Below are 10095 nucleotides of genomic sequence, written 5' to 3' on the forward strand. Positions count from 1 at the left end.
AAAGGATTTAATAAGTTTTATGCTTTTTTCCTGAAGGTCTGCAAATAGAGGTCCATAAAGTTTCATTGCGTTTTGTGTGTTTGGGACATTGATAACTTTTCGTCTGTCGTCTTTTACGAATTGTCTTTTTAATAATTTTTTCTTTTCAAGCCGGTCAATTAATCCCGTAGCTGCACCTGTTGTCAGTCCTGTTATTTTAGAGAATTCGCCTGCGGTCATTTCACCTTTTTGAATTAACAGACCCAAGTATTTGTGGTCAGTTCCTGAAAGCCCTGCTTTTCTTGCAATGGTTTCGTGCATCAGGATAGATGTGTCCGAATATTGCCGGCTTATCATTCTAAAATTTTGAATTCTTTTATCGTTCATTTTATCTTGTCCATTAAATATCTTAGCTGCAAAGATAAAATACAAAATGTCATACTACCAAATTATATAGGTGAACTGCTCAGCAATACCAGAAAGCATTATGCCAACAACAACTATACGACAGCAGCTGTTACCATTACGGACGGCTACAGCTATGATCATGCAGGCAGAATGCTGGCCACCACCGAACAAATCAATAACCAGACTCCTGTTGCTTTAGCCAGCGAGACTCCTGACTTGTTCAAATTAGGTCAGCAAGTCTAATTTTTCTATTAATTCCAAAATTCTGGGGTTGGAAGCTGCCCTCATTTTGATTCTCTTCCGGTTATTTTATTCTTTAACCGTGTGTCTGTGATCTTTTTAGATTCATGTATAAAGTTCTTTATCGAAGACCGCGTTTTCAACTCTATGTGTTTAGCAGGAATGTCTGAAAATAGAGTACTATATATAATTTTCCCCGGCTCAAGTAAAGACTTTGGCGGTAAAACTCCTACACAAAATATGATTAATCAGGTTGGTGGTAAATATTGTCTGCAAAATAAAGAACTTATCAACAATGCCATAAATGCAGCAAAAGGAACGTCGACAATAAACAGTTATGACTAAACTAAAATACTTATTAATGAAAAAGACACTTTTTATATTCCTCTGTTTGGCTTTTGTCGCAAATTGCGTAGATGCCCAAGTATATAAGGTAAAAGATACTATTCTAACGTTTTTTACGATTAATTGTATATTCCGATGATGCTGGTTCTTCGTCAATTTTGATGCAATTATCCGGTAACAGAAAGAATGACCTTTCTTTTGAGTAACTCGAAACTGGCTCTTCCGTACATTTCTCTTTTCTTATTCTTCAATCTGTTTACATTTCCTTCCACTGTAGAGTTAGTCCAGGGATATCTAATGGCATTTTCGACAGCGGATTGATCCTGCTTTATTCCCCGATAAAGGATTGTACACTTTTAATAGCAGAATTGTTATAAGTGTTTATCCAATCGTTTAGCAAATACGGTTGCTTACTGTGTAATATATCACGAAATGAGGCATAGGCACCCTGCATTTGCTGCAATAAGGGTGATTGCCTTAATACTTTCTGTGATAAAGATCGCTCTTTAGAACATTCTCCTGTTTTTTTGTCGACTCCCCAAGTAGTGCTGGTTGTCGTAAGCGCCAGCTTTCTTGGCGATAATCCATGCCAAGGAATCTGATGGACAGATACTGCGGTATCAGCAAGTTCTACTTTGTCCGGATAGTAATTGTAGCCTCTTATATTACTTTTAAACCAGTCATAAAAAGTGCTTATTTTCCCTCTGAACCCTAGCGTAACTATATGGTAGTGTATCTGCTTAATATTATAACCTTCTTGTATTTTGGTTATGATAGTCGGAACATAATCACTGTAACTATTTATATAACGCCCTTTTCTTCCGCAGTGGTCTGATTCTTTCAGATAGCTTCTTACGGTATTGCGGGCAATATTTAAAATCCGGGCAACTTTCCTTATTGATAGCCTTTGTTGAGAAAGCTTGTCTATATCCGCTGCCAGGGACATTTTCTCTCATCGATATTGCTCGCGCCTTGGTAAAAGGTTCCGTATCACGATCCTTTTGTGCTGCTCCTGTCTTTTCTTGGATGTCGTCAGTGGGAAGGTTGATAGAGCTAAGGTACTCCTCTTTTATTGCCCTGTACGATCTCCGGATTTCTTTATAAATATGATCATTGAAATTTTTAAGCAAGTGAAATTTATCGGCAATTTGTTCTGCATGTGCAATGGCAGTCCGAATGCCCAGGGCATAGCTGCTGGAACGGTCTCTGGTAACATAGTTTACTTTCTGGTACCGAATGAGTTGTTTGCTGACGGCACCCGTTTCACGCGAATCAATCATATCTATTGCACGCCCTGCCTGCATATTGACAATAATAGAACCATAACGAATCCCTTTACGTTTAGCATAGTCATCAATGCCAATCACCTCTAAATCATCAGGTGTCTCAATAGTCATATTTTTCACCAACCGTAAGCATGTTGATGCACTTATAGGAACTCTGGAATGACTGCTTATGTACGTCCCTTTATTGGCGGACATCTCTATCAAAATTTTTCCTAGGTATTGGATCGCTCGATTGGTCCTCCTGCTATAAGGGGCAATAAAATCCACATGCTGTTCAGAAAATATTTTTCTTACACATGTTTCGTTATCGCACCTAAATCGGCGCACAATGTATTGAATAACAACTCCACTACCTAGCATCGGCAGATCCTGTACCGTTCGGGTATAATAAGAACGGATAATCCGGCTTTCCTTACTGCAGAGAGTGCAGCTTGCAGATCGGTGGCAACTACAAAGAGTTATTTGAATATTTTTGCCCGTCTCCTGAATTTGTAATATTTGAAATCGATCCTGGTTTGCTATTAATTCAGATAGATCAAACGTGTTTTTTGATGTACATTGCATAAAGAACCGTGTTTTTCATTTTTATCTATTAAAAGTTTGAGCACTTTAAAAATAGTAAATTATGAGAATCGCGCTTTTTTCATTGATAAATTTGCATCAAAATTGACGAAGAACCAACATCATCGGAATATACAATCAATATTTCCTGTTTCCGGATTTATATCGACGAAGCCAAGATTAAGGTAGGTTATTCCGTTCGCGTTCTGTGGGCTGAAACGAACCACTTTCTTAATCTTCCCTTTTGAGCCTTCACTCTCAAACTCAAAATCAAGATAACTGCTATTGGTATTGAATGAATAATGGACTAAATTCATGAAATTTTATTACGAGATTTATCTTGCTTGCTTCAAGTGCTCAACCTGTTCTGCTAAGCTGGAAACAGCTTTGGTTAGTGTTTCAATTAAATTAGTTTTCTTTTTATCATCATTGACAAATTTTTCAAACAATTCTACAAGTTTTTCATTAATGGTAGTTGATAATGTTGTGTTGAAGAACTATCGTTGAAAGTATTATTACTTTGAATGTTATAAATTGCCTTCTCTTCTTTAAAATTTTTAATAAAATCAATCGTTACACCCAATCCCATTGCTAATATATCCAACGTATCGTCGTCGATAGTTTCCATTTGTTCCAATTTAGAAATCTGCTGCTGGCTCCATCCATTGCAGCGAAGTCCCAAGTCAATTTGCTTAATCTTAAAAGCTTCCAGTAATGTGTGCCCACATTTCCTGATTGTTTGTTTCTCTAAATAGGCTTCCTTAACCTTATCGGCAGTAATTACTTCTTCCTTGTCCTGTAGCATCCGGTATTTATCCATCAGACGAAACCTTACGCTCTCAATGCGGGCGTTGATTTTTTTCGATTCGGAATTTTTGGCCTTTACCATTTTGCGTCGGTTGTCCCACGAGGATAACAATAATTTTTGTTTTAAAGAGATTTCTTTTACATCCCTGTCTAATGTCACCCTCGCATAAAGCAGTCCACAATGCTTTTCCTTTTTCTGTTTTCTGACAATAAAGTCAATGCTGAAAGTGTTCTCGGTTCTCATACAAATGAATTTTAATTATGAATGAATTTCATTCTTGAAAAACTCATCTCTATTTGCTACTAAACGGAATCAAAACCGTACAATTAAAAACAAAACTGTATAATTGTAATTATTTGATATTTATTTAGTTATCGAGTTTTCGTGAGTAAATGTAAAAACATTTTGAACTCACGGAATAACTCACGGGAACTTTAGATTTGTATGGAATAAATTGATATAGAAAAAATAAAAAAGCCAACAAAAATAATAGTTTTGTTAGCTTTTCTCTTCCTTTGACTTGACTAAAGTCGGGATGACAGGATTTGAACCTGCGACCCCACGCCCCCCAGACGTGTGCGCTACCGGGCTGCGCTACATCCCGTAAAATCACCAATAAGGTTGCAAATGTAAAAAAGATTTGACAATAATAAGAACCTTGTCAAATCTTTTCTATCGTATTTCTAAAACTTATAGTACCCCTTCCTAATCCAGTTATTAAATAGAAATATTTTCTATTTTAAATTTCATTTGTCCACTTGGCACAGTTACTTCGGCAACATCACCAATGGCCTTGCCTAAAAGTCCTTGACCAATAGGAGAAGAAACAGAGATCTTGCCCTCTTTTAGGTTAGCTTCTTTTTCGCCAACCAGCTGGTAGGTCACCGTCTTTTTAGTGGCTGTATTAGTAAATGTAACTTTTGTGAGGACCGACACCTTACTGGTATCGATTTCTCTTTCATCTACTATACGTGCACTATGCACTTGGATTTCCAATTTTGCAATTTTCGCTTCTAAAATACCCTGCGCCTCTTTGGCTGCGTCATATTCTGCATTTTCCCTCAAATCGCCTTTTTCTCTTGCCTCCGCAATAGCTCGCGAAGCCTCAGGCCTTTGAACGGTTAACATTTCGTGCAACTCTTTTTTCATTTTTTCAAAACTTTCTTTCGAAACATACATTACTTCACTCATGAGATTACATTTTGTTGTTATGTACAAAAAAAATACAACGCCACAACTTAGCTGCGGCGCTGTAATACAAATTATATTTCTACGAAGTTAAAAGAAATATTGTTAAAAAAGAAGTAAAAGAAGATTTTTTTAAACTATAAAAAGCCTAGTTTTTGTAAAACAACTTCTGACATTTTATAAAACGCTTCGTGAGAATATCCGGCGATGTGTGGTGTCAAAATAACGTTTGGTTGAGACGCCAGAAAATCTAACTGAGCCATTTCCGCAGAAGTGTAGGTATCCAATTTTTCGTTCTCCAAAACATCCAATCCGGCAGCCGTAATATGATGATTTTTTACCGCCTCTATTAGCGAAGAAACGGATGTCACCTTACCCCTACAAGCGGTTAAGAATACAGGCTTCTTCTTTAAAGAATTAAAAAAATCATTGTCGGCATAATGAAAAGTATCCTCTGTTAATGGTAAATGAAGACTTACAACATCGGCTTCTTCAGCAATCTGAGCCAACGATGCCTCATAAATATTTTCTTTGGCAAATCCAGATTTGTATTTATCGTGTGCCAAAACCTTTACATTAAAGGGTGATAGCAATCTGGCAAATGCTTGGCCCGTATTGCCAAATCCAATAATTCCTACGGTCTTATTGGTAAGCTCGGTACCACGGTTGGCTTCACGAATCCACAGATGTTTTTTTATCTCTTCAAAGCTGCTGGAGACCTTATTGAGCAAATTGAGCAACACACCCAAATTCTGCTCTGCTACTGCATTACGATTGCCCTCAGGGCTACTAACACACTTTATTCCTTTTGCCTCCGCATATGGCACGTCAATTAATTCCATGCCGCTTCCCAAACGACCAATCCACTGCAGCGCTGACGCCTTCTCCAAAATATTTTTATCTATTTTCAAGCGTGTCGTTACAATTAACCCTTCAATATCAATAACTGCTTCTTCCAATTCTTCGGCAGTGATATTGGGCTGATAGCTTACTTCAAAGCCTTTTTTTTCCAATGTTTGCCTTAACACATCATGTGCTTTAGCTGTAATCAATACTTTTTTTACCACAATAATTATTTCATTTTAAAGGTGAGTTTCGCAAAATCTTCTACCGAAAGTTGTTCGGCTCTTTTAGTAAATATTTCGTCCTGCAAAAAAGATTCTTCAAACAAACTTTTCACTGCATTACGCAACATTTTTCTGCGCTGATTAAAAGCTGTTTTTATCAAAACAAAAAATTTTCTCTCGCTACACATGGCAGGAGTATTTTCTTTCTTAATTAACTGAATGACGCCACTCATAACCTTTGGCGGAGGGTTGAAGTTTTCGGGAGATACATCAAAAAGATATTCCACTTCATAATAGGCTTGTACCAACACGCTTAATATGCCATAAACTTTACTACCGCTTTTAGCCGCAATGCGCTGCGCGACTTCTTTCTGAAACATACCGATAGCCAGGGGTACATTTTGCTTCCATTCTAAAATTTTAAATAAAATTTGAGAAGATATATTATAGGGGAAATTGCCAATGACAACAAAATCATTTTCAAAAGGGACTTCCATCTCTAAGACACTCTGATGAATAATTTTTCCTTTGATGTCGGGATAATTCTTCTCTAAGAATAGAACTTTTTCGTCATCAAGTTCAACGGCCTTAAAATCAATATTTTTTATACGCAATAAATACTTGGTCAGTGCGCCCGCACCGGGTCCAACTTCAATTAGTTGATGGAATGGGTGGTTCAATAAAGAGTCTGTTATCCTTTTACAAATATTCTCATCCTTTAAAAAATGCTGCCCTAGTGATTTCTTTAGCGTGTATTCTTGCATAGGTTGCAAAGGTAACAGAAAAGCCGGCTAATAAATAACCGGCTTTCATTGAAAAATAGAATTTGAAAATTAGCGCAACAAAAGCATTTCACGATACTTGGGTAAAGTCCATGATTCATTGTCTACCAATTGCTCTAATTTATCGACGTGATAACGTATTTCGTCAAAATAGTGAGCTTTTACCTGACTATCATATGCAATAGCTCGTGTACGCGTATTTTCGATATTGTTAGCCACCTTGCGTGCTTCGACCATTTCGTGTACCTTGTTATAAATAACCTGAACATGTTCAGAAACCTTCTTCAGCAAATCAAGTTGCGCTGTATAAGTTGCTTCCGGCAATCCAAGTTCTTTTAAGCTAGTTACATTTGCCGCCAATTTGTTTTGATAATTGATAGCAACAGGCAATATATGATTGATGGCCAAGTCACCCATAATGCGACCTTCGATTTGTACTTTTTTCAAGTAGTTTTCCAGCTCTATTTCATGGCGGGCTTCTAACTCACGGTGAGAATATACCTTGAAGTCGTCAAATAATTTCTTAGCCTTGTCTGTACTTAAAGCATCCAATGCAAGAGGTGTAGTTTTTACATTAGGCAAACCACGTTTTTCTGCCTCTTTTTCCCATTCAAAACTATAGCCATCACCCTCAAATAATACCGATTTGCTTTCAACGATATATTTTTGAATAGTTTGCATTACTGCAATTTCTTTTTTGCTTCCTTTAGCTATTAATTCGTCAACTTCTACTTTAAATTTCGTCAAAGAATCTGCAACAATGGTATTTAAAGTAATCATTGCATTCGCACAGTTAGCAGAAGAGCCCACTGCGCGGAATTCAAATTTATTTCCTGTGAATGCAAAAGGAGATGTTCTGTTTCTGTCCGTATTATCCAACAATAATTCAGGAATAGATTTATGTAAATCTAATTTCAAAATTGCCTCATCTTGTTCATCAAATTTATCACCAACGCGTTTTTCAATATCTCCCAACACTTTGGTTAAGTATTCTCCAATAAATACAGAGATAATTGCAGGCGGAGCTTCATTGGCACCTAAGCGATGGTCGTTACTTGCGGAAGCGATAGACGCACGTAAAATATCCGCATGATCGTGAACTGCTTTAATAATATTTACAAAGAAAGTAAGAAATAATAAATTGGTTTTTGGCGTTTTGCCGGGAGCCAATAAATTAACACCCGTATCAGTAGCCAAGCTCCAGTTGTTGTGTTTACCACTTCCATTGATGCCGGCGAATGGTTTTTCATGAAGTAGTACTTTCAGTCTATGACGTTTCGCAACACGTGACATCACATCCATCAACAAAATATTGTGATCGACAGCGATATTTACTTCTTCAAATATAGGAGCTGCCTCAAATTGTGAAGGAGCAACTTCATTGTGGCGTGTACGTAAAGGAATACCTAATTTGTAAGATTCGTTTTCATAATCACGCATGAAAGCATAAACTCTTTCTGGAATTGCACCAAAATAATGGTCATCCAATTGTTGTCCTTTTGCAGGAGCTGCGCCAAATACCGTGCGACCAGATTGTACTATATCGGGTCTTGCATTGGCAAGCGCTTCATCTATAACAAAATATTCCTGTTCCCAACCTAGAGTAGGAGTTACTTTGGTAATATTCTTATCGAATAAATTAGCCACCTCTACCGCTGCTTTTCCAAGCGCCTCCAGCGCTTTGATCAAGGGTGCCTTATAATCCAAAGACTCTCCGGTATAAGAAACAAAAACAGTAGGAATACATAAAGTTTTACCCGCGTCTGCTTCAAAAATAAAAGCAGGGGACGACGGATCCCAGGCAGTATAACCTCTAGCTTCGAATGTAGCGCGAATACCCCCATTAGGGAAAGAAGAAGCGTCTGGTTCTTGTTGAATTAAAGTAGCACCATCAAATTCCTCAATAGCAGTACCGTCGCCTTTTAAAGTAAAAAAGGAATCATGTTTTTCGGCAGTGGTACCGGTTAATGGCTGAAACCAGTGTGTATAGTGTGTAACACCTTTGCTTTCTGCCCAAGCGCGCAACCCAATCGCTATTTGATTGGCTAGATTTCTCTCAATTTTCTTTCCGGTCTTCGTACTGGATAAAAGGCTTTTGTATGCCTCATCACTTAGAAAAGAACGAGCCTTATCCAAGGTAAAGACGTTTTCTCCGAAGATGGCGCTTATCTTATTAGCACCATTCGCCGTTTTAGTATGAGAATCATCTGTAAGTGCTTTAATCGCATCAAATCTTAATGACATAGTTTTTATTTCGTTATTAAATTATAATAATTAATTATGTTGCAAAATTAAAAATAAAATCACGAATGAATGAATTTTTAAGAAAAAATATTTATATTTATTTTAAATTAATATAATTAGTCTATGCTAAAGGCAAATCCACAACAAACACTGAACCTTTACCATAACTGCTGTCCACCTTTATTTTACCTTTGTGGGCGTCCACAATATCCTTGACATAAGTCATCCCTAAGCCGAATCCTTTTACATTATGGAGATTGCCGGTGTGTGCACGGTAAAATCGTTCAAAAATTCTCTTCACAGACTCTTTCGACATACCTATTCCATTATCCTGGACCTGAATAATTAAATGTTTGGCAGAATTAGTTGTCGTAATTACGATACGTGGAGGCACATCCGGTTTAGAATATTTCACCGCATTATCTATAAGGTTGTTGAGTAAATTGGTAATGTGTACTTCATCGCCTTCTATCAAATCGTTGCTTGCATTCAAATGCAAAACAACTTCACCACCCTTATCAAAAAGCTGGAGGGAGAAATTAGCAACTAAATGGTCAATAATATGATGAATATGCAATTTAGATTTATTCAGATTAAACTCTTGTTTTTCCATGAAGGCTGCCTGCAGAATGGTTTCTACATGCTTATTCATTCTACGGTTTTCTTCTTTTATAATATTACTAAAGTAAGCTGATTTTTCCTTGTTGCCTTGCACTTTTTGATTATGTAATGCATCAACAGCTAAGGAGATGGTCGCTAAGGGAGTCTTGAACTCATGCGTCATATTGTTAATAAAGTCGCTTTTAATTTTGCTCAATTTTCGCTGAAGCAACATGGTGCGTACTGTGAGATAAAATGCTGAAATGGTAATAAGCGTCAATACAGCGGATCCAACTAAAATCCAGGTAAGCGACCGCCAGGCCTGACCACTAAGATTTGGAACAAACACCGTCAAAAATTCCTGCGCGCTTAAATTTCCATCATCTGTTTGCGGTGAAATTCCAAAACTACGAACACAAGTATTTGAATTCATCAAAGAATCCGTGGCTAATTGCTGGGCAATCGCTGCAAAATTTGGTGTAAGCAATTCCGGCATAGCATCGGGGCCGAGACCATAGGTGATAGCATATTCTATTTGATATTTCTGCGCTTCATGATTGGCCAACGCTTTGTAAATAATATTATTT

The 10095-nt window shown here is 37.3% G+C and carries 12 protein-coding genes, 1 tRNA gene and 2 pseudogenes; 2 read left to right on the plus strand and 13 right to left on the minus strand.

The window, feature by feature from the left end; translation table 11 throughout:
- A partial coding sequence (locus tag ACQR30_RS00435; RefSeq protein ID WP_429729696.1) for a MarR family winged helix-turn-helix transcriptional regulator occupies positions 1 to 336 on the minus strand: 336 nt, incomplete at its 3' end.
- Between the two features lie 9 nt (positions 337 to 345).
- Here ACQR30_RS00435 and ACQR30_RS00440 point away from each other — a divergent pair.
- On the plus strand, positions 346 to 630 hold the full coding sequence (locus tag ACQR30_RS00440) for a hypothetical protein (protein WP_429729698.1): 285 nt from the start codon (positions 346 to 348) through the stop codon (positions 628 to 630).
- Here ACQR30_RS00440 and ACQR30_RS00445 read toward each other — a convergent pair.
- Positions 613 to 785, minus strand: a pseudogene (locus ACQR30_RS00445) (IS1634 family transposase); the annotation flags it as partial. The gene ACQR30_RS00440 and the pseudogene ACQR30_RS00445 overlap by 18 nt on opposite strands.
- A 4-nt stretch (positions 786 to 789) precedes the next feature.
- On the opposite strand from ACQR30_RS00445, the gene ACQR30_RS00450 reads away from it, so the two are divergent.
- Positions 790 to 972, plus strand: coding sequence for a hypothetical protein (locus ACQR30_RS00450; RefSeq protein WP_429729701.1), 183 nt, complete (start codon positions 790 to 792; stop codon positions 970 to 972).
- 167 nt (positions 973 to 1139) lie between these two features.
- On the opposite strand, the gene ACQR30_RS00455 is transcribed toward ACQR30_RS00450, so the two are convergent.
- The 11 genes and pseudogenes from ACQR30_RS00455 to ACQR30_RS00505 form a co-directional block, all read right to left on the minus strand.
- Positions 1140 to 1319, minus strand: a complete 180-nt coding sequence (locus tag ACQR30_RS00455) for a transposase (protein WP_429729724.1) — start codon at positions 1317 to 1319, stop codon at positions 1140 to 1142.
- A 450-nt stretch (positions 1320 to 1769) separates the two neighbouring features.
- The gene (locus tag ACQR30_RS00460; RefSeq protein WP_429729727.1) at positions 1770 to 2369 is read right to left on the minus strand and encodes a transposase; all 600 of its coding nucleotides are present in this window, start codon (positions 2367 to 2369) and stop codon (positions 1770 to 1772) included.
- 204 nt (positions 2370 to 2573) lie between these two features.
- Positions 2574 to 2822: pseudogene (locus ACQR30_RS00465) on the minus strand (hypothetical protein); the annotation flags it as partial.
- 119 nt (positions 2823 to 2941) lie between these two features.
- Positions 2942 to 3136 (minus strand): DUF6934 family protein, encoded by a 195-nt coding sequence (locus ACQR30_RS00470; RefSeq protein WP_429729704.1) that lies wholly within the window; start codon positions 3134 to 3136, stop codon positions 2942 to 2944.
- A 134-nt stretch (positions 3137 to 3270) separates the two neighbouring features.
- Entirely contained in the window at positions 3271 to 3870 is a 600-nt protein-coding gene (locus ACQR30_RS00475) for a helix-turn-helix domain-containing protein (RefSeq protein WP_429729707.1), read from the minus strand.
- A gap of 287 nt (positions 3871 to 4157) precedes the next feature.
- A tRNA-Pro gene (locus ACQR30_RS00480) sits at positions 4158 to 4231 on the minus strand.
- A gap of 113 nt (positions 4232 to 4344) precedes the next feature.
- A complete protein-coding gene (gene greA, locus ACQR30_RS00485) occupies positions 4345 to 4818 on the minus strand; it encodes a transcription elongation factor GreA (RefSeq protein WP_429729710.1) in 474 nt (157 codons plus the stop codon).
- 134 nt (positions 4819 to 4952) lie between these two features.
- The gene (locus ACQR30_RS00490; protein WP_429729712.1) at positions 4953 to 5882 is read right to left on the minus strand and encodes an NAD(P)-dependent oxidoreductase; all 930 of its coding nucleotides are present in this window, start codon (positions 5880 to 5882) and stop codon (positions 4953 to 4955) included.
- A gap of 5 nt (positions 5883 to 5887) precedes the next feature.
- Entirely contained in the window at positions 5888 to 6646 is a 759-nt protein-coding gene (gene rsmA, locus ACQR30_RS00495) for a 16S rRNA (adenine(1518)-N(6)/adenine(1519)-N(6))-dimethyltransferase RsmA (RefSeq protein ID WP_429729715.1), read from the minus strand.
- A 69-nt stretch (positions 6647 to 6715) separates the two neighbouring features.
- Entirely contained in the window at positions 6716 to 8908 is a 2193-nt protein-coding gene (locus tag ACQR30_RS00500) for a glutamine synthetase III (protein ID WP_429729718.1), read from the minus strand.
- Positions 8909 to 9029: 121 nt separating this feature from the next.
- Positions 9030 to 10095, minus strand: a 1066-nt coding sequence (locus ACQR30_RS00505; RefSeq protein WP_429729721.1) for a sensor histidine kinase, incomplete at its 5' end; no start/stop codon positions are given.

Origin of the sequence: Arachidicoccus sp. (assembly GCF_050436765.1) — a bacterium.
Taxonomy (GTDB): Bacteria; Bacteroidota; Bacteroidia; order Chitinophagales; family Chitinophagaceae; genus Arachidicoccus.

Coding starts and splice junctions, on each gene's coding strand:
- ACQR30_RS00500 (WP_429729718.1), bottom strand. CDS start 8,908: ATGTCATTAAGATTTGATGCGATTAAAGCACTTACAGATGATTCTCAT.
- ACQR30_RS00470 (WP_429729704.1), bottom strand. CDS start 3,136: ATGAATTTAGTCCATTATTCATTCAATACCAATAGCAGTTATCTTGAT.
- ACQR30_RS00450 (WP_429729701.1), top strand. CDS start 790: ATGTCTGAAAATAGAGTACTATATATAATTTTCCCCGGCTCAAGTAAA.
- rsmA (WP_429729715.1), bottom strand. CDS start 6,646: ATGCAAGAATACACGCTAAAGAAATCACTAGGGCAGCATTTTTTAAAG.
- greA (WP_429729710.1), bottom strand. CDS start 4,818: ATGAGTGAAGTAATGTATGTTTCGAAAGAAAGTTTTGAAAAAATGAAA.
- ACQR30_RS00460 (WP_429729727.1), bottom strand. CDS start 2,369: ATGACTATTGAGACACCTGATGATTTAGAGGTGATTGGCATTGATGAC.
- ACQR30_RS00475 (WP_429729707.1), bottom strand. CDS start 3,870: ATGAGAACCGAGAACACTTTCAGCATTGACTTTATTGTCAGAAAACAG.